The organism is Actinoalloteichus fjordicus, from assembly GCF_001941625.1.
GTDB classification, from domain to species: Bacteria; Actinomycetota; Actinomycetes; order Mycobacteriales; family Pseudonocardiaceae; genus Actinoalloteichus_A; species Actinoalloteichus_A fjordicus.
The window spans coordinates 3,236,680-3,258,667 of record NZ_CP016076.1 but is presented as its reverse complement, the minus strand read 5'-3'; the positions used below and the strand labels follow the sequence as shown (position 1 = coordinate 3,258,667).

Annotated in this window: 18 protein-coding genes and 1 pseudogene; 6 read left to right on the top strand and 13 right to left on the bottom strand. The window is 71.1% G+C overall.

All coding sequences use genetic code 11. From position 1 onward, the window contains the following. The first annotated feature begins 3 nt into the window (after positions 1-3). The gene (locus UA74_RS14460) at positions 4-1,419 is read left to right on the top strand and encodes a caspase family protein (RefSeq protein ID WP_075740779.1); all 1,416 of its coding nucleotides are present in this window, start codon (positions 4-6) and stop codon (positions 1,417-1,419) included. Between the two features lie 80 nt (positions 1,420-1,499). Here the strand turns inward: UA74_RS14460 and UA74_RS14455 are convergent, their stop codons facing one another. Beyond that, positions 1,500-2,048 carry a TetR/AcrR family transcriptional regulator gene (locus UA74_RS14455; protein WP_075740778.1) on the bottom strand — a complete coding sequence of 183 codons (549 nt, stop codon included), beginning with the start codon at positions 2,046-2,048 and terminating at the stop codon, positions 1,500-1,502. Positions 2,049-2,063: 15 nt separating this feature from the next. On the opposite strand from UA74_RS14455, the gene UA74_RS14450 reads away from it, so the two are divergent. After that, positions 2,064-2,399, top strand: coding sequence for a nuclear transport factor 2 family protein (locus UA74_RS14450; protein ID WP_075740777.1), 336 nt, complete (start codon positions 2,064-2,066; stop codon positions 2,397-2,399). A 210-nt stretch (positions 2,400-2,609) separates the two neighbouring features. Here the strand turns inward: UA74_RS14450 and UA74_RS14445 are convergent, their stop codons facing one another. After that, positions 2,610-4,535: a beta-N-acetylhexosaminidase family protein gene (locus UA74_RS14445; RefSeq protein WP_083683207.1), complete on the bottom strand. Its 1,926-nt coding sequence runs from the start codon at positions 4,533-4,535 to the stop codon at positions 2,610-2,612. A 178-nt stretch (positions 4,536-4,713) separates the two neighbouring features. Here UA74_RS14445 and UA74_RS14440 point away from each other — a divergent pair, with 178 nt between their 5' ends. Further along, a complete protein-coding gene (locus UA74_RS14440) occupies positions 4,714-5,241 on the top strand; it encodes a DinB family protein (RefSeq protein ID WP_075740776.1) in 528 nt (175 codons plus the stop codon). Between the two features lie 257 nt (positions 5,242-5,498). On the opposite strand, the gene UA74_RS14435 is transcribed toward UA74_RS14440, so the two are convergent. The 5 genes from UA74_RS14435 to UA74_RS14415 all read right to left on the bottom strand — a co-directional run bounded on the left by UA74_RS14435 (position 5,499) and on the right by UA74_RS14415 (position 12,405). Then, on the bottom strand, positions 5,499-6,725 hold the full coding sequence (locus tag UA74_RS14435) for a right-handed parallel beta-helix repeat-containing protein (protein WP_075740775.1): 1,227 nt from the start codon (positions 6,723-6,725) through the stop codon (positions 5,499-5,501). Positions 6,726-6,903: 178 nt separating this feature from the next. Continuing rightward, entirely contained in the window at positions 6,904-8,007 is a 1,104-nt protein-coding gene (locus UA74_RS14430; RefSeq protein ID WP_075740774.1) for a glycoside hydrolase family 43 protein, read from the bottom strand. A 961-nt stretch (positions 8,008-8,968) separates the two neighbouring features. Then, positions 8,969-9,898 (bottom strand): AEC family transporter, encoded by a 930-nt coding sequence (locus UA74_RS14425; RefSeq protein WP_075740772.1) that lies wholly within the window; start codon positions 9,896-9,898, stop codon positions 8,969-8,971. Between the two features lie 504 nt (positions 9,899-10,402). Continuing rightward, positions 10,403-11,779 (bottom strand): glutamate decarboxylase, encoded by a 1,377-nt coding sequence (locus tag UA74_RS14420; protein WP_075764543.1) that lies wholly within the window; start codon positions 11,777-11,779, stop codon positions 10,403-10,405. Positions 11,780-12,039: 260 nt separating this feature from the next. Further along, a complete protein-coding gene (locus UA74_RS14415; RefSeq protein WP_318533303.1) occupies positions 12,040-12,405 on the bottom strand; it encodes a group I truncated hemoglobin in 366 nt (121 codons plus the stop codon). Positions 12,406-12,797: 392 nt separating this feature from the next. On the opposite strand from UA74_RS14415, the gene UA74_RS14410 reads away from it, so the two are divergent. Then, positions 12,798-13,802 carry a small ribosomal subunit Rsm22 family protein gene (locus UA74_RS14410; protein ID WP_075764541.1) on the top strand — a complete coding sequence of 335 codons (1,005 nt, stop codon included), beginning with the start codon at positions 12,798-12,800 and terminating at the stop codon, positions 13,800-13,802. Between the two features lie 127 nt (positions 13,803-13,929). Here UA74_RS14410 and UA74_RS14405 read toward each other — a convergent pair whose 3' ends face one another. Beyond that, positions 13,930-15,171: an MFS transporter gene (locus tag UA74_RS14405; RefSeq protein WP_075764539.1), complete on the bottom strand. Its 1,242-nt coding sequence runs from the start codon at positions 15,169-15,171 to the stop codon at positions 13,930-13,932. A gap of 1,017 nt (positions 15,172-16,188) precedes the next feature. On the opposite strand from UA74_RS14405, the gene UA74_RS14400 reads away from it, so the two are divergent. Next, complete coding sequence (locus tag UA74_RS14400; RefSeq protein WP_075740683.1) at positions 16,189-17,463, top strand: cytochrome P450 family protein; 1,275 nt, start codon at positions 16,189-16,191, stop codon at positions 17,461-17,463. Between the two features lie 124 nt (positions 17,464-17,587). On the opposite strand, the gene UA74_RS33540 is transcribed toward UA74_RS14400, so the two are convergent. From UA74_RS33540 to UA74_RS14390, 3 genes and pseudogenes are all read right to left on the bottom strand, one after another. After that, positions 17,588-17,899 carry a hypothetical protein gene (locus UA74_RS33540; protein WP_232237759.1) on the bottom strand — a complete coding sequence of 104 codons (312 nt, stop codon included), beginning with the start codon at positions 17,897-17,899 and terminating at the stop codon, positions 17,588-17,590. Next, positions 17,833-18,483, bottom strand: a pseudogene (locus tag UA74_RS14395) (LLM class flavin-dependent oxidoreductase). Before UA74_RS14395 ends, UA74_RS33540 begins: the two are co-directional and overlap by 67 nt. Then, entirely contained in the window at positions 18,480-19,445 is a 966-nt protein-coding gene (locus UA74_RS14390) for a zinc-binding dehydrogenase (RefSeq protein ID WP_075740682.1), read from the bottom strand. Before UA74_RS14390 ends, UA74_RS14395 begins: the two are co-directional and overlap by 4 nt. Before the next feature lie 372 nt (positions 19,446-19,817). Here UA74_RS14390 and UA74_RS14385 point away from each other — a divergent pair, with 372 nt between their 5' ends. After that, positions 19,818-20,522 (top strand): lytic polysaccharide monooxygenase auxiliary activity family 9 protein, encoded by a 705-nt coding sequence (locus UA74_RS14385; RefSeq protein ID WP_083683206.1) that lies wholly within the window; start codon positions 19,818-19,820, stop codon positions 20,520-20,522. Positions 20,523-20,645: 123 nt separating this feature from the next. Here the strand turns inward: UA74_RS14385 and UA74_RS34265 are convergent, their stop codons facing one another. Both UA74_RS34265 and UA74_RS14375 read right to left on the bottom strand, forming a co-directional pair. Then, a complete protein-coding gene (locus UA74_RS34265) occupies positions 20,646-20,984 on the bottom strand; it encodes an integrase core domain-containing protein (RefSeq protein WP_198043028.1) in 339 nt (112 codons plus the stop codon). A 68-nt stretch (positions 20,985-21,052) separates the two neighbouring features. Next, entirely contained in the window at positions 21,053-21,934 is an 882-nt protein-coding gene (locus UA74_RS14375; RefSeq protein WP_075740681.1) for a dioxygenase family protein, read from the bottom strand. Positions 21,935-21,988 lie beyond the last annotated feature (54 nt).

The following is a 21,988-nucleotide window of genomic DNA, read 5'->3' as shown; positions in this document are numbered from 1 at the left end:
CGCATGGCCGACATCTGGTTCGCCGACGGCGGCGCCAGCCGGGTGGTCCTCATCGGAGCGAGCGCCTTCGGCTCCGACGACCTCCCTCCGATCCCCTCGGTGCGCAACAACCTCGCCGACCTGCAGGCGGCGTTCCGCGACCCACTGCGCGGTCTGTTCGGCAGCGACCCCGATGAGCACTGCGTCGTACTCGACCTCGACGAGGCAGGCCGGACAGACACCGCGCACGTCGGTGCGACGCTGTCCCGCGCGGGCAAGGAGGCCGTCGACCTGCTCCTGGTCTACTACGCGGGTCACGGCATGCTCGACGACGACGGCGCGCTCTATCTGGCCGCCGCTCATACCGATCCGCAGCTGTTGGACTTCACAGCGCTGCCGCTGGACGTGATCAAACGCGGTCTGAGCCGGTCGCGGGCGCGAGCACGGGTGCTGATCCTGGACTGCTGCTTCTCGGGTCGAGCGGTCAACGCCATGGCGAGCCCGGCAGCCCTCGTGGCGGGCCAGCTGGACCTCGAGGGCACCTACATCCTCACCTCTACCACCGCGACCACTCCCTCGCACGCGCCACGGGGGCACCGCAACACCGCCTTCACCGCGGCATTGCTGCGGGCGCTCTCCGCACCGACCCCGTTGACGATGGACGAGATCCACCGGCACGCCGAGAGCGAACTCGGCGCGCTGGGCAGGCCGCTCCCCCAACGTCTCGCCACCGGCGGCGTCAGCAGGCTCGCCCTCACTCGAGGTCCGACGTCCGCACCCGCCGGGAAGGCGTACGCCTCGCGCCCGCGTCGTCCGCTGCCTCGTACGCTCGGCAGGACGCTGGCAGCGGCGGCGATCGCCGGAGCGGCCCTGATCGGGCTGGCCGTCCTCCAGCAGACACGACAGTCGCCGCTCGGCAGCGTCGATCAGTCGACGCTGCCGGACGTCCCGCCGTCGTCGGAGCCCGGTTCGCCGCGTTCCGACCGCCCGTCGGGGACACCGACACCGAGCACGTCACCGCCCGATCCACGGGAACTCGTGGTCCCGCTGTTCGGCACGAACGAGACATCGGACGGCGCGGTCACCATCGGGGTGACGGCCGCCCTCGGGATGACCAGTCAGGACGGCTCGAAGTATGCGGCGGGCGGGGCGACCGGGCCCGGCGGCGGCGGAGTCGCGGTCAGCGCCGACGACAGCACCGGAAGCAGCACCACCGGGTTCGTGGACTTCTTCGTCGAGGCACCGGGTGAGACGTGTACCGCGTTGGGACTGGCGATCGGTCAGTCGACGGTCGTCCCCGGCGGCGACGAGAACTGGATCGAGATCGTCGTCGTCGGCATCGCCGACCTGTCCCGACGCGGCGCGGAGAACCTGCCCGTGACCTTCCACGTGTCGCAGCAGGCGGGTCCCGAACCGGTGGCCGACAAGATGTGCACCTGAGCCGGCGGCAGCGGAACCGACGCCGCCGCGACGGTTCGCACCGCACTGCCGCCGAACACCGCCGTCAGGAGCCGGGCGGATCACGACGGAGCCCGTGCCGCAGGCAGCAGGCCCCGCACGAGCGTCTCCACCGAGGACCGGAACGAGGTCTCGAAGTCGTGGCCGACCGCGTGCCCGGCGGCCTCGTACTCGGCGAACCCGGCGGCGAGCGCGTTCACCGAGATCCAGATCGCGACCGGGTCCGCCGTGGGCCCGGCCGCCCGACAGGCCTGCTCGACGGCCAGGAACGGATGGGCGATCTCGTCGCCTCGTCCGCAGGCGAGCCGGATCAGGGGCACGACGTTCGGGTGGGCGCGGTAGGCGCGGTAGAGCGCGTCTGCCTGGGCGACGATCGTCTCGTAGGGCGATCGATCCGCCGGGCTGAGGCGGGCCTTGGCCAGCACGGTCTCGGCCAGGCCGTCGACGAGGTCCTGTCTGCCGCCCACGTGGTTGTACAGCGCCATCGGAGTCACGCCCAGCCGCGCGGCGAGACGACGCACGCCCAAGGCCGAGGTGCCCTCCGTGTCGACCAGTACCAGCGCCTCAGCCAGGACTCGCCGTCGAGTGAGCGTCGGTCTATCCGCCTCCATATGTACACTGTATATATGACCGTGCTGCAGGAGCTGCTTGCCGTCGAGCGACGATTGGCCCACGGCAGCGGCGAGGACTACGCCGCCGTCCTCCACGAGGACGCTCTCGTGATCGTCCCCGGTGCCGTGCTCGACAAGGCTCAGTGCATCGACGCGATGAACTCGTCGCCGGGCTGGGACGAGACCTCGTTCACCGACGAACGGCTGGTCGAGACGGAGCACACCGCGACCGTCGTCTACACCTTCGCGGGACGGCGCGGCGCATCGACGTACACCGCCACGCTGGCCAGCACCTACCTGCGACACGGCGACGGCGGGCGACTGCTCGTCCATCAGCAGACGCCCGCGTAGTCGATCAAGGCGGCCGCGGCTTCTGCGGACGATCACCGACCCCTGCACTACGGGGCCGGTTCCGGCGACGGTGGCCGTCGGACAGGCCGCTGCCAGGTCGATGCCGCAGAAGGCGGGGACAGAGCCGCCCGGTGCCGACCGCCACGACGGAACCGGCTCGGACGATCGAGGAGATCGCCCGAGCCGGTGTCGGTCCGCTCGCAGGCAGGCTCAGCCTCGGCCGACGAGCCCCGGTGCGTCGGCGATGAAGACGTCCAGCACGCCGTCGGCGATCTTGATCGGCCCCTGCGGTCGCGTCGTGCCGGGGATCGTCTGGATCGCCGCGGCCTCCCGGGCTAACTCCGCCGCGTGCGCGAAGGCCCGGTCGGCACCGGCCGGATCGTCCTCGGCCCGGTCGATGCCGTCGATCGTGGACTCCAGGGCGCCGCCCCACAGGGTCAACGCGTCCAGCCACGGCCTGGTCTGGGCCGCGAAGGCCGGATCGTCGACGCCTGCCCGGATCTGTTCCGAGGCGGTGGCCAGCAGCCTCGCGCGCTCCCGTAGTCGGTCCAGCGGCTCGCCGTGCGGCTGGTCACGCACCGCGTCGATCTCGGCCTGGAGCGCGGGCGACTGCGGCTGCCACGGCACCTCGCCGAAGGTCGGCGCCAGGTGCGAGGTGTCGAAGAACGCGAGCAGTGCACGTGCGGTGTCCGGGTCACCGTCGGCCAGGTAGTCGGCGGCGGCCCGCCAGGTCGTGTCGGCGTCGTAGTCCCGGCTGTTCCACGCGAACGACGCGCCGCCGAACAGCGCGACCTTGCTCGGCGCGGCCTGGTTCATCGGGTTGAGCACGATGCCGCTGAGTGCCGAGTCCAGTTCGGCGTCTCGCTTGTCGTAGGGGGCGAGCAGCAGCCTGCCTGCGGTCTGCCCGAAGTCGTTCACCGGGTAGTTGTCCCAGAGGTAGACCTTGCGGCCCCAGACCTGCGCGGCCCGCTCCGCGTCCTCGACGGTGATCGAGGACGGCACGACGTCGGTGCCGGTCCACTGAATGACGATCCGCTCGTCGAGCGTCTCGCGCAGCACCGTCTTATAGGGCGAGTCCTCGACGTCGGAGTACTCGGTGGGCACCATCTGCAGCGGGTTGGCGTCGGGCAGGGTGTCGAGATATCCACGCTGAACGGCGTTGAGCAGCTCCGCCTGCGCGCGGCCTGCGGCCGCCTGACCGGGTTCGCCGTAGTGCTCCCGGTCGCCTGCGCAGTTCCACTCGGTGTAGTCGATGTCGTCGAAGGCGACGTAGAAGCTGCGGACGCCGCGCTGATAGAGCGAGTCCAGTTTGTCCGTCAGACTCTGGAGGTCGGCCGGGTCGCTATAGCAGATGGACAGTCCCGGCGAGACGGCGTAGGTGAACTGCACGTGATGGGTGGTCGCCTCGGTGACGAGCTCCTCGAGTTCGTCGAGGTCCTCCGCCGGATACGGCTCGCGCCACCGTTCGCGCAGGTAGAGGTCGTCTTTCGGCGTGTACACGTAGGTGTTCGCCTTGACGTCGCCGTAGAAGGCCAGCTGATCGAGGCGGTCGGCGTGTGACCACGGGGCGCCGTAGAACCCCTCGATGCTCCCGCGCAGGGCCATCACGGGGTGATCGACGACGGACACGGCAGCGAGGGCGCCGTCGCGGGCGAGCTGCCGGAAGGTCTGCGCGGCGTAGTAGACGCCGTCGCCGTCGTTGCCCGCCAGGGCCACCAGGCCGCCTCGGCCGCGGGCCGCCCCCGCCAGCGAATAGCCCTCGGGGACGAGTTCGTCGGGTCGTTCGCCGCCCGCGTCCGCCAACGCGTCGGCGACCACCGGATCGTCGATCGCACCGACCACCACGGTGAGTTCGGCGCGTCCGTCGACTCGGATGTCGTGGGCGCCCGCCTGGCGGAGGGTGCGGCGAACGAGGTCCTCTGTCGACTGGTCGACCTCGGCGCCGAGCACCAGCGCGACCTCGCGCGGCACCCGGACGTCGCGGCCGTTGGGCGTGATCTGCTGCGGGGTCGGAGTCACGATCGGCACTGTGGACACGGGGCCCTCCTCAGCTGCGACCGCCGTCCCCGATGCCGACAGCGCGAGGGCGGACAGCAGCGCGACCAGGGCGGCGGTACGGGACGAGCGTGGAAACACGGGACCTCCTGGGAAGTTGGTCCAGACCAACTACAGATCAGCACAGCCGCTCACGTCGGGTCAAGACCTCCGCTTCCCGACATCCCACGACCGCCCGCGCCCGCCTGCACACCACCGCAGGCAGGCGCGGGCACAAAAGCACTGTGGCTCAGAGTCGCGGGCGTGACACGATCGGCCGATGTCGACATCCCGTGCCGAGCTGCTGCGCTGGCAGTTCGACCTGACCTGGGCACTGACGGAGTTCCACCTGGCGCAGCTGACGCCTGCGGACTTCGGCTGGGAGCCCGGCAGGCCCTGCTGGACGATGCGGCCCGACGCCGACGGCGGTTGGGTGGCGGACTTCGCCGAGGTCGAGCCCGATCCGGTCCCTGTCCCGACGATCGCGTGGCTGACCTGGCATGTCGGGTGGTGGTGGAGTGTGACGATCGATCACGCACAGGGCAGGACGCCCCGCGACCGCACCGAGATCGCCTGGCCCGGCCCCGGTGCCCCGACGATCGACTGGCTGCGCGGGCTGCGTGACGAGTGGGCCGTGGTGTCGGATCGGCTCACCGACGCGGATCTGGACGCGCCCGCGCCGTTCCCGTGGCGGGACAGCCCGGAGCTGACCGTCGCCCACATGCTCGCCTGGGTCAACACCGAGCTGACGAAGAACGTCGCCGAGATCGGCCAGCTCCGACTCCTGCGTGCGGCCTCGGCGGGCTGACCGCCAGGGGCTCCGCAGCCTGGTCGCGGGCCGAGGTGACCACCGAGGCGGGCAGAAACCCTCGCGATGGATGGCACGGACACGGCGTCCGGCCCGCTCGGCCTGTATGAGCCCGCCGAGCGGTGGAGCGCGGCCACGCACCCCTCGAGGTCGCCCGGACTGGTGCGCAGGCGTCAGCCGGTTCCGCGACACCGGGTCGGTCGGGCGCCGAGCCGAGGCTCCGCGCCCGACCAGGCGAGGCTGAGCGGATCACGGCCTCAACACACGTTGTAGCCGCTGTTGACCCGGGTGATGTTGCGGAAGGTGATGTTGCTGCCGTTGCACGGATTCTCCGTGACGGCGGAGTTGGTCACGGTCAGATTCTGGATGGTGATGTTGGAATTCGGGGCGAACTCGGTCCGCGCCGCGAGCCGGATGTCCCCGGGGCCGGTGACGGTGCCGCTCTGGGCGGCGATGGTCACGTTGTGGCAGTTCTCGATCAGGATGGCGTTGTTGCCGGTGTTGGCGATGTCCACCCGGTCGATGACCGCTCCGCCGCTCTCCGAGACACAGAAGATCCCCCGGCCGCCGCCCCGCGCGATGACCTCGCCGACGCGGATGTTGGTGGGGTAGCTGCTGCCGACGCGACCGTTGCGGTTGGCCATGCGGAAGGCCGCGTACCCGGTGCCCGCCCCGGTGCCCTGACCGTCCACTCTGGTCACGGTGGCGTTGATGGTGTCGTTGAGCAGCAGTCCGGACTCGCCGGTGTTGCGGGCCGTCACGGTGCCGATGGTCAGCCCGTCGACGCCGTAGGTCTCGACGCCGTGCGCGCTGGCCCCGGAGACGAAGACGTTGTCGATCCGGATGTTCCTGCTGCGGACGCTGGTGTCCCCTCGGTTGTCGATGCGGATGCCGAGGCCGCCGGACAGCCGCATGTCGATCTGTCCGAGGTGGACGTTGGTGACGTTGCGCATGAAGATGCCGTACAGCGGGGAGCCGGTGACGCTGAGGTTCTGCACCTCGATGTCGGTGGCGCCCCTGGCGTAGACGGGGGCCTGGTCGCCCGAGCCCGATCCGGTGACGTTGATGGTGCCGCAGACGTCGAGCACCGTGTAGCTGGGCAGTGAGATTCGGGTTCCGGCGCTGATCGAGCCGGAACTCCACACGACGACCCGCTCCTTGGTGGTGCGTCCCGAGGAGAGGCTGCCGATCGCCGCCTGCACGGCGGCTCGCATGTCGTTGCCGGTGTAGACGGTCGAGGTGCCCCGGCGGGCGGTCCAGGTGCTGCCGTTCAGGTACGCCTCGGCGTGGAACGTACCGCCGCCGCATTGGGTGGGGATGTTCGCGCCCGTGTCGGCGGGGGCGGCAGCGGGCCGGGCGTCGTCAGCGGTGGCCGAGGCCTGCGGCGGCGCGAGCACCTCGGCCGCGCCGGTGAGGGCCGCCGTCGCGACCATGGCGGCGCCGACCAACAGGCGCAGCCAGCGTGATGCCGTCGGACTGGTCATGGGGTCTCCTTCGCGTGTCGAGCCCGCCGACGGCCCGCGACGGGGCGGTGGGCCGGGCGGGGAACTGTCGTGAAGGACCCGGCAGGCCGGGCATCCGGCCGGGTACCGATCGAATCGAGGCGGCGGCGGGGCGGGTTCGCCGAACCGGCCCGCCCGCAGCGGACCGCCATGTGTGGTGTCACCGGGGGGCCTGCGCGGCGAAGGCCTCGGTCAGCCGGTCGTGCTCGGCCTGGGTGACCGGCAGGACCGTGCCGTGTCGGGGCGAGGCAGGCAGGTCGTAGTCACGCGACATCGTCCATCGGCCCTCGGCGAGGTCGGTCGTCTCGAACGGCACGTAGCCTCGGCCGCCGAACTCGTCGATGAAGAGGTACCACTTGTCCACGGTGTTCGACTTGAACACCGTGGGTCCTTCGCCCCGTTCGATGCCGGGGCCGTCCTCGGTCGGCCGGCCGATGCATTCGGCGACGAGGTCCCATGACGGGTCGAGGAGATCCTCGGCGCGTTCGGCGACGATGTACTTGCCGCAGGGGTTGGACGCGCTCGCGTCGCGTTCGTCCTTGGTGAAGCGGTAGTAGGCGCCCTGGTGTTCGATGAGCGTGGAGTCGATCACCGAGTGGCCAGGGTCCACCCACACCGCAGGCTCGCTGAACTCGACGAAGTCCCGCGTCGTGGCGTACAGCATCCGGTGGTGGCTGTCGCCGACGTGGTCCGGGTCGTCGGCCGCGTAGAGCGTGGAGGCCCAGAAGACGACGTAGACCTCGCGGTCGGCGTCCCAGAACGCCTCGGGTGCCCAGGTGTTGCCCGCCGTCGGCGGCGAGACCGTCGCCATCCGCTGATCGGACCAGGTCACCAGGTCCTCGGACTCCCAGATCATGATCGAGCGGCTGCCGTGTCGCTGCGCGCCGTCCCAGTCGCCGTTGCCGTGGATCCGCAGATCCGTCGCGATCAGGAAGAACCGGTCGCCCTCGGGCGAGCGGATGAGGAAGGGATCACGTACTCCCCGGTCGCCGAGGTCCGAGGTCAGCACGGGCCGCCCGCCGCCCAGCTCGTCGAAGGCCAACGGGTCGTCGCCTCGGCTGGCCGCGAAGTAGACCTGTTCCCCGTCGGCGGTCCCCTCGCCGGTGAAGTACACGAAGACGTAGCCCGCATAGGGCTCGCGGCTCGGGGTGTCGGCGGGGGCGGTCGGGGCGAGCACGCCCGTTCCCGTGGCGAGCACGGCCGCCACCGCGACGGCGGCTCCCCGTCGGGTCGTCGTGCGGGGCGTCGCTGGTGAACCGGACATCGCAGTTCCCTCCCGCCGCCGTGACGTCCAGCTGGGACCGCTCGGTCGGCGTCGTCGTCTACCGGTATCGGTCGCGGTGATGGAGTGGGGTGGTGCCCGCTGCGTCACGCTGCCGGGGCGGCGGGGTGTCGGTGCGTCGGGGGGCCGACCTCGCTGCCGTGATGCCGGCTGAACCGCGGCGGGCACTGCCTCGACGCGGGTCGGTGCTCGTCGCTCCCCGACGGGCATCCGCCCGCCGGACCGGACGCAGGCAGCCTGCACCGGGCGCGCGGCGTTCCGGCGTACCGGGGGCCGTTTCGGGGGTCGCCTCGTTCGAGGCGTCCGGGAACAGCCGAGGCATCATTGCCTCCCAGGTGTTCGAAATGTCGAATTCAGTTCGACGGAAAGCGTTTCCCCAGACGGTAGTGGGAGCGTGAACATCCGTCAACCCTCGGCGACCCTCCTTCACCAGCTAAGCGATGCCGATCGGCTGCCGACCTCGCCGACCCGCGCGAGACGAGCAGTCATTTAACCGTTCGGAATATCGAATCGAATTCGATATGCTGTCGAATCGCCGACGGAGCTGAGGGGTCGGCGGATCGCGGCGGTGTGTCCCGCCGCCGCAGGCATCGAGACCCTGTCTCGGGTCGGCACCAGGCAGCTCGGCACTGAGACGCAGGGTCGCCGCCGAGGCGCGGACCGCAGGCCGACGCCGGGATCGATCCACACCTCGGCCCCGGCTCACGCCCTGGGGAGTCGGCATGATCGTGATCTGCTCAAGATGCACGTGCGCGGGCCGCGAGGCCGGGAAGTCGGCCGACCGGACCGATCCGTCGGCGCAGGCCGCGACGCCTCGCGCCGCCCCGTGCCCGGCAGGCGGCGCCTGACCGCAGCGGAACTCGCGGGTCGGCGACGGCCCGATCAGCCGAGGAGCCGCGTCGCCGCCCCGGACTGCCTGCCGCGCCACGCCGGCGCCCGGAGGTCAGGCGAGCAGCGCGACCACCAGGAACAGCACCGGCAGGCTCAGGATCGTGGTGGTCAGCGCGGACTCCCGTGCCAGCGCGACGCCCTGATCGAAGCGCACGGCATACCCGAACACGTTCTGCGCCGAGGGCAGCGCTGCGCACACCACGACGGCCAGCAGCGCGTGGCCTTCCAGGCCCAACAGCAGCCCGAGGAGCAGCGCGAGCAGCGGATGAACGAGGTTCTTGATCACCACGACGGCCACGAGCGACGGAACGATCTCCTTCGACCGGCCGGGCAGGGCCGCTCCGCGCAGGGAGATGCCGAACGCCAGCAGCATCCCCGGCACGGCGAGGTTCGCCAGCAACTCGATCGGCGCCATCACCGGTTCCGGCGGGATGAAGCCGGTCGCCGAGACAATCAGGCCTGCGGCGGTGGCGACCGCGATCGGGTTTCGCAGCGGGGCGGTCACCGTGCGCAGCAGGGCCGGGCGAGTGCCGTTGGCCCGCTCCGAGAGGATGTCGAGGACCGTGGTGAAGACCGGAGTGAGCACGCCGAGCTGGAACAGCAGGATCGGCGCCATCTCGGCCGCGTCGCCGAGGGCGTAGGCGGCGATCGGCAGGCCGAGATTACCTGCGTTGACGTAACCGGCGGCCATGGAACCGATGGCGGTCTCGCCGCCCGGCCGCCGACGCAGCATGCCGACCGGCACGTAGAGCAGGCAGGCCAGGGAGCTGGTCACGCCGGTGACGAGCAGGGCAGAGGAGAGCACGGCGCCGACGTCGGCGCGGGCGAGGGTGACGAACAGCAGAGCGGGCGTCGCGACGAAGAACGACGTTCGGGAGAGCACCTGCGTGGCCGACGGGCCGAGTACGCCGGTCCGCCCCACCAGATAGCCCACCAGGATGACGGCTCCGATGACGAAGAAGCCTTCGATCACGCCGTTCATGCGACAGTCACGTCATGCCACCGTAGGCCTGTGACGGCCGTCTACCTGAGCCGGGTGTCCCCCAGCCGAGCTGTCCGGTTACTCCGAGTACGAATCGCCCGGTACGCCGAGCAGGCTGCGCTCCCATTGCCTGTCCGTCCCGGCTCCGCGTCGGGCCACGGAGCGTTCCGCGCCGCGTAGTGGCATGGGCCGTCATGCCGAGGCGCGCCCGACGCCGGGTGATGCGGAGGCGGGCCTCCCCGGCAGACGGCATCGCTCGTCCCGGTCGGCCCCCGAAGATCCGGCCGGCACCGGGTCACGTCAAGGCCGCGGCGGGCCTCGGCAGGCGCCGAATCGGTCAGCCTCCGCCGAGGACGGTCCGTGCAGATTTGGCCGTCGCGCCTCGGCGGCGGACAGACAAGAGCGAGAGGACAGCCGGGCCGAACGGCAGACACCGGCCCGTTCGGTCGTCCGAGTCCCCGCCGCCTCTCAGCCGTCCGCCATCGCCGCCGACCGGCCGCAGGCTCAGTGGTGGAAGGCGGTCTCCGTGGCATGCCCGCAACCGGGCGAGGAGTCGAGATCGGCGAGTACTCGACGCAGTTCCTCGACGAACAGGTCGCCGAGGTCCTGGGTGAAGCCGTTGCGGCAGACGATCCGCAGGACCGCCAGGTCCTCCCGATCGGCCGGGAAGGTGTAGGCGGGGACCTGCCAGCCGCGTTCTCGCAGCCGACGCGAGACATCGAAGACGGTGAAGCCTGCGGCGCGCTCATTCGTGGTGAAGGCGAACACCGGCAGTTCGTCGCCCCTGGTGAGCAGCCGGAAAGGCCCGAGCTCCGCGATCTGGTCCGCCAGTCGAGTGGCCACGTCCCTGGCGGCCTGTTGCACCGCGCGGAAGCCCTCCCTGCCCAGCCGGGCGAAGGTGTAGTACTGCGCCACCACCTCGGCGCCGGGCCGGGAGAAATTGAGCGCGAAGGTCGGCATCTCTCCGCCGAGATAGTTGACCTTGAACACCAGTTCGGCAGGCAGCCGGTCCCGATGCCGCCACAACACCCAGCCCACACCGGGATAGACCAGCCCGTACTTGTGGCCGGAGGTGTTGATCGACGCCACTCTCGGCAGGCGGAAGTCCCAGGTCAGTCCGGGATCGAGGAACGGGGCGATCATGGCGCCGGAGGCGCCGTCCACGTGCACCGGGATGTCGAGACCGGTGCGCCGCTGAAGTCCGTCGAGCGCGGCGGTGATCTCGGCGACGGGCTCGTAACTGCCGTCGAAGGTGGAGCCCAGGATCGCGACGACGCCGATGGTGTTCTCGTCGCACCGCGCGACGGCCTCGTCGGCGCTGAGGTGGAACCGGTCCCCCGCCATCGGCACGAGCCGGGGCTCCACCTCCCAGTACTGGCAGAACTTCTCCCAACAAATCTGCACGTTCGCGCCCATCACGAGGTTGGGCCTGCCCGGTCCGCGCCACCGACGCTTGAACGCCATGCCCGCGAGCATGCAGGCCTCGGAGGAGCCGGTGGTCGAGCAGCCGATGACATCGGCGGGTTCGGGCGCGTGCCACAGGTCGGCGAGGATGTTCACGCAGCGACGCTCCAGCTCGGCGGTCTGCGGATACTCGTCCTTGTCGATCATGTTCTTGGCCACGCAGTCGTTCATCAGCTCGCGGGCCTGCGGCTCCATCCAGGTGGTCACGAAGGTCGCGAGATTGAGTCGGGCACTGCCGTCGAGTTCCAACTCGTCGCGCACGAGCTGAAGCACGGCGTCGGGTGGGACGGGCCCCGCCCCCAGCCGCTGATGGGGCAGCGTGATCTCCGAGCCCGGCGCGGGGTCGGCCAGGCCGTAGAACGGATTGCCTGCTCCCTGGGGGGTCGGCCCCTGGCGGCGGCCCGAATGCAGCACCATCCGCCGAGCGTAAGCCCGCCGTGCGCGCCCCGCCGGGCACCGTGACCGGCGCAGACGACGGCCGAGACGCGGACGTCAAGGTCGCGCCGACCCGGCACGCGCGGCCTGCGGCTGAGGCCGACGACTCGAGTGTCTGCGGCTCAGGCACGGGACGCCGAAGGCCCGACATGGTGTCGGCAGACCTCGGCGGTCCGAGACGGCCGACCGCCGGGGCCGCAGGCGCCACCGGGCCCGCCGCGGCACCGCAGATTCGTTCGCCGTCAGGCCGCCGAGCTCACGATGTCGCTCGACAACGGCGCTATCGCGGCGATGATCCGCCCGATGGTCGCCGCGGGCACGCCTGCGTCGGCCAGTGAGTCGGCGAGATGTCCCGCGACGCGGTCGAAATGCGCCTGCTCGATCCCACGACCGCGATGCACGGACTTCATCGACGCCCCCGTGTAGGGCCCCGGGCCGCCGAGCGCGGCGGCGAAGAACTCCACCTGACGGCCCTTGAGCCGGGCCAGCCGCACACCGGTGAAGAAGGGGGCGAGCTGGGGATCGGCCAGCACACGCACGTAGAAGTCGTCGACGACGGTGATCAGTGCCTCGTGACCGCCGATCTCTTCGTAGATGGTCGTCATCATCCGTCCCTTCCACCAGGAAAGACAGCACCAGGTGATCAGGCAACCACGTTCCGATTACGGCGAGGTCAACGGTCGGTCACCGCGACAGATGCACGACCGCACACCCGGCCGCCGTCCGATGTGAGACCTACGCCATACGGACCCGCCCTGCATGCACCGACGCCCGTCACACGGACGGTCGTGGACCTGCGACACACACTCGAGGCGCTACGGTCCGATCCGCCCCGCAGGCCGAGCAGCACAAGAAGGCCGCGAAACGCCGGGCCGCGTCGGCCTGCCACCGCCGGTCGCCCACGCCAGGGGTGATCCGAGGGTGCGCCTGCTCTCCCGCTCGACCACAACGCGGGGCCGGCGCCGAGGAGGCCCCGGCTCGCTCGGCAGAATGGTCTCCCATGTCGGCACTCCCCCACGATCTGATGTCCGCGCTCGACGGTGCGCTGACACGCTTCCCCCGCCAGACCCTGGCGCGGTCGGTAGACCGACTCATCCAGCATTACCGGGAGGGCGCCCCGCCCGCACAGCCGATCCTGAACTCCGATGTGGACGTCGCCGCGTACGCCTGCTACCGGATGCCCGCCACCTATGCGGCAGTTCGCTCGGTGTTCGACCAGGTCATCACGGTCGCCCCCGGATTCTGGCCGCGTACTCAGATCGACGTCGGCGGCGGCACGGGAGCCGACGTGTGGGCTGCGGCCGACGCCTGGTCCTCGCTCACTGACATCACCGTCCTGGAGCAGTCCGCCCCGGCGGTCGCCCTCGGCCGACGCCTCGTCGAGGCCGCCTCGGCCGCGCCGGTCCGTCAGTCCTCGTGGACGCGCGCCGCCATCGACACCACCGCCGACTCGCCGGCCGCCGACCTCGTCACCCTGTCCTACGTGCTGGGTGAACTGCCGGAACGTCGCAGAGCCGAGACCGTGCGCTGGCTGTCCCGCAGCACCGGCATGCTGGTGATCATCGAACCCGGCACGCCCGCAGGCTACGAACGGATCGTCGCCGCGCGGGACCTGCTGCGTGACCTCGGCCTACGGCTGGTGGCGCCCTGCCCCCACGAAGACGTCTGCCCCATCCCCCGAGGCCGGGACTGGTGCCACTTCTCGACACGGCTCCCGCGCAGCGCCACCCACCGCTATCTCAAGGACGGCGCCCTGAGCTTCGAAGACGAGAAGTTCTCCTACGTGGTCGCCTCACCGCACGACTGGCGACGCGCCGCAGGCCGAGTCCTGCGTCATCCGCAGAAGCCGAAGGGGCAGGTGGCGCTCCGACTCTGCTCGGACGACGGAAAGATCGCCGATGTCACGGTCTCCAGGCGACAGGGCACCCGTTATCGGGCCGCCCGTGACGTCCGCTGGGGCGGCGAGTGGCCGCCCGCCGACGACGATCTGATCGACATCGACTGACGCCGGGCCCGCGCCGAGCCGTGCGGGCCGACCCCGCATCGGGTGGAGAACACCCGCGCAGCAAGTCGGGACCGTGCGCACTTCGCGCCGACTACCGGCAACGGCAGGCGTGCCGAGGACCGAGGACTCAGCCCCGCGTCCGAGGAGCACCGGCCGGGGCGAGCACCCGACTGCGACTCGCGCGGGCGACCACGACGGACAGCAGAGCCACGGCCAGGCCGGTCAGGCTCAACGCGACCCCGACCCACGTCGTGGACGCGTAGCCCCACCCGGCCGTGATGGCCAGGCCGCCGAGCCACGCCCCGGCGGCGTTGGCGATGTTGAGCGCCGAGTGGTTCGACGCCGAGGCCAGCGACGGCGCGTCCGGCGAGGCGTCCATCAGATGCACCTGAAGCGCACCGGCCAGCACCTGCGACGTGAACCCGATCAGGAACACCGAGACGACGGCGAGCACCGGCAGGGTTGCCGTCAGCCCGAACAGCGCCAGCACCGACGACGACGCGATCAGCGAGCCGATCACCGATCCCAGCACCGACCGGTCCACGAACCGCCCGCCGATGAGGGCCCCCACGGTCTGCCCTAGACCGAACACCGCCAGCATCCACGGCACCGCAGCCTCGGGAAGGCCGGTGACCTCGGTGGTGGTCGGCGAGATGTAGGAGTACACGGCGAACATGCCACCGAAGCCGATCATCCCGGTGACCAGCGCGAACCACACCTGAAGCCTGCCGAAGGCCCGCAGCTCGCCGACGATGCTCGCCCCATGCGTCGCCGCGATCCTCGGCACGTACCGGTGCACCGCCAGCGCGGTGACCACCGCGATCACCGCCACCGCCCAGTAGGCGCTGCGCCAGCCGACCTGCTGCCCCACCGCCGTCGCGACCGGGACCCCCGCAAGATTGGCGATGGTCAGTCCGATCATGATCCTGGCGACCGCGCGACCCCGCCGACCAGGCGGGACGAGCGCGGCCGCCACCACGGCGGCGACCCCGAAGAACGCCCCGTGCGGCAGCCCGGCGACGAACCGGGCGGCCACGAGCAGCGAGGCGCTCGGCGCCACGGCGGACAGCACGTTGCCCACGGCGAGCGCGACCATCAGCCCCATCAACAGGCCCTTACGCGGCAGTCGGGCGGCCAGACTCACGATCAGCGGCGCACCCACCACGACACCGAGTGCGTAGAAGGTGATGGCATTGCCGGTCGCCGGGATCGAGACGCCGAAGGACTCCGCCATCTGCGGCAACAGGCCCATCGTCGCGAACTCGGTGACCCCGATGCCGAAGCCGCCCAGCGCCAGCGCGGCCAGGGCCTTGGTGACATCCCGACGATCGCGGCTCGATCTCGCCTCGGCGTCGACGGACGGCGTCATGACAGCGTTCCTCCACGGATCGGTTTCAGGGTTCGAGGGGCTCGGCAGGCGATCCGCACAGCACTGTCACCGATCAGCACCTCGAACCTTAACCACGGAACCGACACCGAGCCCATGAGACTCGACTCACCCGCCGACGGGGACCGGCTCCGACGGCGGGTCGCCGAGCAGGCCTCCTGTCGACGGCGTGCCTGGCGTCCCGACCCCGAAGGTCGAGCGCCCCGACCGGCGACGACGTTGACGGCGACGCAGGGGGGTCACTCGGTGACGACGACGCTCCAGGCCACCGCTGCGGTGCGACGAGCCGCGATACGCGGTCTGCGACCCGATCGAGGTCGAGGGCTACCCGGCGCTGCGGGGGCTCGACGGGCACGGGCAGCCGATGCCGGAGATCGACGTCACGCAGGGGGAGAGCGCCCCGATGACCTCGGCCCCCGGCCGAGGTCGTCGAACCCGGCGACACCTGGCGGCCGTGACCTTCTGGCGCAACACCGTGACCGAATCCACGGTCGTGGCGGAGCGGGCCTCGGCGCTGGTTGCGATCCTCACCGGTCCCGAAGGGCCGGTGCCACTGGCCGATCAGGGCGGGCGCCTGGCCGTGCTGTCGGCGGTTGCGATCCTCACCGGTCCCGAAGGGCCGGTGCCACCCTGCTTGTCCAGGGATAGTGCTGTTTCGAGCGTCCCGATGTTACCGGAAGGTGATCGACATGCCCGAAGGACACTTCGGACTGACCTGGCGTGCCGTCCGACGCCTGCCCTCCCCAAGCCGAACGGACGGGACTCGGTAGATCAGCAGCGCGCCGGGCGCCGGTCCCTGATCAGCCAGCCGAGGCCGGAACGTGCGCCCGCGAACACCGATCTTCGCGCGGACCCCGCAGACGCAGCCGACTCGAACTCGGCGAGTCCGGAATCGTCCCGAGCGAGTCCGAACCGCCCGTCGCCCCGATTCCAGATGTTGACGCCATATGTTCTAATCATCTCAAACAGCTCGATCCCGCCGAACAGGGAGCGTCAGTCATGACCGTCATCGATCCGGACACCACGGGCCGCGACACTGTCGACATCCTCGATCCCGACCTGTTGCGCGATCCGGTGAGCGGCTACTCCCGAATCCGCGAGCAGGCGCCGTCGGCCTGGGCGAACGTGCCCGGCCTCGGCCCGATGCACCTTGCCACCCGTTACGCGGACGTCCGGCTAGTCCTGAACGATCCGCGCTTCGTCATGGCCGCCCCGCAGCGGGCCGCAGGCGGACCCGACCCGATGGAGCTGCAGCTGCAGGCTCGCGGGGTTCCGCCGGAATGCATGCCGTACCTGCGCGCGGGGCTCACCGACACCGACGGGGCCGACCACGCACGCCTGCGGACCCTCGTCTCCCGCGCCTTCACCGTCCGCCGCGTCGCCGCGCTGCGCCCTCGCGTGGTGGAGATCACCGAGCGCCTGCTCGACCGGCTCGTCGAGACGGCGAGGGCCGCCGACGACGGCGTCGTGGACCTGCTCGCCGACTTCGCCTACCCGCTGCCGATCATCGTGATCTGCGAGCTGGTCGGCATCCCCGAGGCGGACCGGTACCGCTGGCGCCGCTGGAGCGAGGTCCTCGTGACGGGCAGCGGGCCCGAGTTCGGCGAGGCACTGCGCGAGATGATCGCCTGGACTCGGGAGCTGATCGAGCAGCGACGCGCTGCCCCCGCCGACGACCTGATCTCGGGGTTGATCCACGCCCAGGCGGTCGACGGCGATCGTCTCGACGACGTGGAGATGGTCTCGTTGATCCTCACACTCGTCATCGCGGGGCACGAGACGACCGCTCATCTGATCGGCAACGGCACGGCCGCCCTGCTCACCCATCCCGAGCAGTACGCACTCCTGCGCCGGGACCCGGAGATCACGTCACGCGCGGTGCACGAGCTGCTGCGCTGGTGCGGTCCGGCGCTGGCGGCGCGCATGCGGTACGCGAGCGAGGATCTGGAGGTCGGCGGCGTCGTGGTGCGCCGGGGCGAGGCGGTGATGCCCATGCTGGTCGGGGCCAATCACGATCCCAGGATGTTCCCCGAGGCCGACCGGCTCGACATCACCAGGACACCGGAGAGCGGTCGACGCGAGACCCACCTGGCCTTCGCGCACGGGCTGCACTACTGCCTCGGGGCCGCGCTCGCCCGGCAGGAGGGCGAGGTCGCCTTCGCGGCGCTGGCCAGGCGTTTCCCCGGGCTCGCCCTCGCCGTCGAGCCGACGAGACTGGAGCGGCCGATGGCACCGGGCTCCCTCCGGCTGACCGCACTGCCGGTGACGCTCTGACCGCGACCTCGCCCAGCGCCGCCGCCCGGCTCGGCGGACCCCGCCTGCGCTGACGGACGTCGGGGTCCGGATCGCCCTGCGACGAGAGCAGGTCGACGCTTGCGGTGACGAACCGGCCGCGCCGTCAGTCGCCCAGCAGTCGCGCCGACTCGGCCAACAGCTCAGTCTGCCGCATCCGATCCTCGGTGAAGGGCATCCCGATCACCCGACTCACCCCGGCATCCGCCAGCTCGCCGAGTCGCTTGGCGAACTCGGCGGGATGACCGGTGACCAGCGAGCGTCGGGCGGCCTCGGCGCTGATGCCGTACTCGGTGAGCGACCGCACCTGCACGTCGATCATCGAGGCAGGCACGTCGCCGAGGCCGATGCTCAACCCGACGGTGACCCGAGGCGTGGGCCTGCCCTCCTCCTCGGCCAGCGCGGGCAGCCGTCGCACCCCCTCGGCGACCTCGGCCGGGTGGTGAAGGCCGGATACCACTCCTGGCCGTGCCGCACGACCCGTCGCAAGGTCTTCGCGCTCCCGGCGATCAGCACCGGCGGCATCGTCGCGCCCGGTGCGAGGGTCACCGGTTCGCCGTCCACCGTCGTCGCCCGGCCCGCCACCAGGTCCGGCAGCACCGCCAACGCCGCGTCGGTCTGCCTGCCGCGTTCTCGGTAGGGCCTGCCGACGGCCCGCCACGCGGCGTCGCCGTGCAGGGAACCGCCGATGCCGACGCCCAGCAGCAGACGATCACCGGAGAGATACTGCAGGGTCGCGATCTACTTGGCGGCCCAGGCGACCGGCCGCAGCGACAGGATCAACACGCCGATGCCGATCTTGACGCGCTCCGTCGTCGCGGCGACGGCGGCGAGCAGCAACGTGCTGTCGTACTTCGGGCTCGCCGGGATCAGGTGATCCCCCGTCCACACCGACTCCAGCCCGAGTTCCTCGGCGTGGCGGGCGTGGTCGACCACGACGGCGGGCGCCGTCTCGCCGTCGACGGGCGACGGCAGGAACACGCCCACCTGCACCGGGGTCATCGTCGGACCTCCAACAGGGTCTTGCCCACCGTCGCCCGCGACTCGATCGCCGCGTGAGCGGCGGCGGCGTCGGCAAGCGCGAACCGCTGCCCGATCACCGGGCGCAGCCTGCCCGCCTCGGCCGCCGCGAGGGCCTGCTCGGTGAAGTGCCGCATCGCCTCGGGACTCGCGACGCCCTTGACCAGCCGCACGCCCCGCTCGGCGGCCGCCTCCTCGGAGATCCCCGCCCATTCGCCGCTGGCGAATCCGTAGCTGAGCATCCGCCCGCCGTCGCCGAGCAGCTCGAACGCAGCCCGGCCGAGGTCGCCGCCGACACCGTCGAAGACGACGTCCAGGCCGCCCGCCGCCGCCCGGACCTGCTCGACCCAGTCCGAGGCGAGATAGTCGACGGCCGTCTCCGCCCCGAGTCGGGACGCCACCTCGACCTTGGCGGGGCCGCCTGCCGCCGCCACCACCCGCGCGCCCGCAGCGCTCGCGAGCTGGACGAGCAGCGTGCCGACGCCGCCTGCCGCCGCCTCGACCAGCACGCGCTCGCCCGGTTGCACCGCGACCGCGTCGACCAGCCAGCTCGCGGTGCGACCGTCGGCGAGCAGCGCCACCGCCTCGTCCAACGCCACCGCGTCGGGCACCTCGAACAGGGCTGCCGCATCGACGGCCACCTGCTCGGCGTAGCCGCCCCGGCCGCCCGCACTGGCGATCACCCGCCTGCCGATCAGACCGGAATCGACGTCCGGGCCCACCGAGGCGACGACCCCGCCGACGCCGTTGCCCGGAATCATCGGCAGCGCAGGCGGGTCAGCCCGAACCGGCCCGCCGCCGGACCGGAACTGGGTCTCCACGAAGGTGATGTTGGCGAAGGCCACCGCGATCACGACCTGCCCCGGTCCGGCCACCGGGTCGGGCGCCTGCCCCGCCACCAGGACCTCCGGCCCGCCCCACTCTCGCAACCACACTGCGCGCATCTGATTCCCTTGATCGGAGTGACACCGCCGAGACGAGCCTGCAACCTCAACAGGACTCAAGGTCAAGTCGGATGATCTTGCCCCGTCGACGCGTCGTCGCAGCGTCAGGACCACACCCCCGGGCCGAGGACACCACGTTCGGCGATCCGTCGCGGCAGCGCATTCGATGCCGCCGTGGTCGAATTCACGCCGCCCCGTCGTCGATCTGGGGCATTCCCCCACATTCATTCGTTCGGCCACGATAATCCCCGGTTCGCGAATTCACTTCGATGTTGGAGAATTGCCGATGATTTGGTCCGGACGGCGCATTCCGAAACCAGGTAATCGCTCTAGGCTGGGCCGGGACAATTCCTCCGACGATGTGGGGATGACATGTCCACCCAAACTCTGCTGCCGCGATCGGCGGCCATGAAGATGCTGGCCGTCGCGGGTGTCGTGGTGCTGTTCCTGTCGACGTTGTGGGCGGGTTCCGCCTTCGGACACGGCTCGACGATCGATCCGCCGTCCCGAAACTACGGCTGTTGGCAACGCTGGGGGCACGACTTCCAGAATCCGGCGATGGCCACCCAGGACCCCATGTGTTACCAGGCCTGGCAGACCGACACGAACGCCATGTGGAACTGGAACGGCCTTTATCGAGAAGGGGTCGGCGGCGACCATCAGGGCGCCATCCCCGACGGCACCCTGTGCAGCGCGGGCAACACCGGCGGCACCCGATACGCCGCACTCGACGAGCCCGGCCCCTGGGCGGCCGTCGAGCGGAGCACCCGGTTCACCGCGACCGTCCACGACCAGGCGCTGCACGGCGCCGACTATTACCGGATCTATGTGACGAGACAGGGCTTCGACCCGCTCACCGACGAACTCGGGTGGGGCGATCTCGAACTGGCGGGCCAGACCGGCCGGATCGCCCCCGGCGACGGACGGCCCAGCGGGGAACCCTCCCTCGGCGGCGTCTCGGTGGACATCGAGGTGAACGCCCCCGGCCGCTCCGGCAGGCACATCGTCTACATGATCTGGCAGGCCAGCCATTTCGATCAGACGTTCTACGGGTGCAGCGACGTGATCTTCCGCTAGCCCGTGGTCGTTCCCGTCTCCTGGGTCGGCGAGGCGGGACGGCGGAACGCACCACGGTCGCCGAACCGGCCTCGCAGGCCGGAGCCGGTTCGGCGACCGACGGGTGCGGCGGAGTCGGGCCGCCTAGGTGTAGTGCCCTGTGAGGTTGTTGATGCGGGTGATGGGTGGTTGGCCGGCGAGTGCGGTGTGTGCTCGGTGGTGGTTGTAGTGGTGGAGGAACTGGGCTAGGGCGTCGGCGCGGTGTTGGGAGTTGGTGAAGACCTGGGCGTAGGCCCATTCCTCGGCGAGGGTGCGGTTGAGTACGAGCCGTTCGGTCCGCAGGACCGGTGCCGAGTCGGCGGGCGCCGTCGCCCGCTCCGGCCGTCGCCCGCCGGTCACGGTCGGTTCGGCGTCCGTCGATCGGGGCCTGCCGCCCGTCCTGCGGCGCAGCGGGAGAACGGCGCTTCGGGCGACTGTAGCCACCGAGACGGCGATCGACGTCGTCCTCTCCGACGGCTCGGGCGGACGGCGCGTCCGGACGGCGGCCCGATTCAGGCGACCTGGAAGGACCGCTTGGAGAGCCCCATCATGTAGCCGTCGATGGTGGTGGTCACCGGTCTGCCGGGATCGTCGGCCGCGCCGAGCGTCACGAACAGCGGGATGTAGTGATCGACGGTCGGGTGGGCGAAGGGCATGCCGGGCGCGGCCGAGCGGTAGGCGGCCAGGGTCTCGACGTCTCCCCTGGCCAGCGCGTCGGCGGCCCAGGCGTCGAAGTCGGTCGACCAGCCGGGGATCACGCCCTGCGTGATGATCTCCCTGGTCAGGTGGGGCAGCCCGTGCGTCATGAAGCCGGACCCGATCACCAGCACGCCCTCGGCACGCAGGGCACGCAGTCGCCGCCCGATGTCGAGCAGTCGGTCCGGATCGTGCGTGGGGATGCTGAGCTGGAGCACCGGCACGTCGCCCAGCGGGTACATCACCTTGAGCGGTACCCAGGCCCCGTGGTCCAGGCCCCGACTGCGGTGGCGGTGCACCGGCTCCGTGTCGGGCATCGCGGCGGCGACCCGCCGGGCCAGTTGGCCTGCGTCCGGCGTCGGATAGGTCATCTCGTAGTACCGACGGGCGAAGCCGCCGAAGTCGTAGACCAGCGGCGTGTGGGCGGCCGAGGCGGACAGGCTCAGCGGCGCCGCCTCCCAGTGCGCGCTGACGATCAGGATGCTTCGCGGCTTGGGCAGCGCGAGCGACCAGGCGAGCAGCTGCCGCATCCACGGCGCGTCGTCGAAGAGCGGGGGCGCGCCGTGGCTGAGGTAGAGGGCGGGCAGCGGGCCATCCTCGGGAGTCCAGGCGCGGTGGGTCCTGGCGGCGGGAAGCGCGCCGAGAAGGAACTCGTCGAAGGCCCCTGCGGGCACCTCGGGGTCGAAGATCGAGTTCATCGGGTCGGTCCTTCCTCGCGACGGTGCCCGCGTAGGCGGCGGGCGGAGGCCCTC

Excerpts from the sequence above, each read along its gene's own strand:
- UA74_RS14460 (WP_075740779.1), top strand. The coding sequence starts at position 4 with ATGGCCGACATCTGGTTCGCCGACGGCGGCGCCAGCCGGGTGGTCCTC.
- UA74_RS14455 (WP_075740778.1), bottom strand. The coding sequence starts at position 2,048 with ATGGAGGCGGATAGACCGACGCTCACTCGACGGCGAGTCCTGGCTGAG.
- UA74_RS14450 (WP_075740777.1), top strand. The coding sequence starts at position 2,064 with ATGACCGTGCTGCAGGAGCTGCTTGCCGTCGAGCGACGATTGGCCCAC.
- UA74_RS14440 (WP_075740776.1), top strand. The coding sequence starts at position 4,714 with ATGTCGACATCCCGTGCCGAGCTGCTGCGCTGGCAGTTCGACCTGACC.
- UA74_RS14435 (WP_075740775.1), bottom strand. The coding sequence starts at position 6,725 with ATGACCAGTCCGACGGCATCACGCTGGCTGCGCCTGTTGGTCGGCGCC.
- UA74_RS14430 (WP_075740774.1), bottom strand. The coding sequence starts at position 8,007 with ATGTCCGGTTCACCAGCGACGCCCCGCACGACGACCCGACGGGGAGCC.
- UA74_RS14425 (WP_075740772.1), bottom strand. The coding sequence starts at position 9,898 with ATGAACGGCGTGATCGAAGGCTTCTTCGTCATCGGAGCCGTCATCCTG.
- UA74_RS14420 (WP_075764543.1), bottom strand. The coding sequence starts at position 11,779 with ATGGTGCTGCATTCGGGCCGCCGCCAGGGGCCGACCCCCCAGGGAGCA.
- UA74_RS14415 (WP_318533303.1), bottom strand. The coding sequence starts at position 12,405 with ATGATGACGACCATCTACGAAGAGATCGGCGGTCACGAGGCACTGATC.
- UA74_RS14410 (WP_075764541.1), top strand. The coding sequence starts at position 12,798 with ATGTCGGCACTCCCCCACGATCTGATGTCCGCGCTCGACGGTGCGCTG.
- UA74_RS14405 (WP_075764539.1), bottom strand. The coding sequence starts at position 15,171 with ATGACGCCGTCCGTCGACGCCGAGGCGAGATCGAGCCGCGATCGTCGG.
- UA74_RS14400 (WP_075740683.1), top strand. The coding sequence starts at position 16,189 with ATGACCGTCATCGATCCGGACACCACGGGCCGCGACACTGTCGACATC.
- UA74_RS14390 (WP_075740682.1), bottom strand. The coding sequence starts at position 19,445 with ATGCGCGCAGTGTGGTTGCGAGAGTGGGGCGGGCCGGAGGTCCTGGTG.
- UA74_RS14385 (WP_083683206.1), top strand. The coding sequence starts at position 19,818 with ATGTCCACCCAAACTCTGCTGCCGCGATCGGCGGCCATGAAGATGCTG.
- UA74_RS14375 (WP_075740681.1), bottom strand. The coding sequence starts at position 21,934 with ATGAACTCGATCTTCGACCCCGAGGTGCCCGCAGGGGCCTTCGACGAG.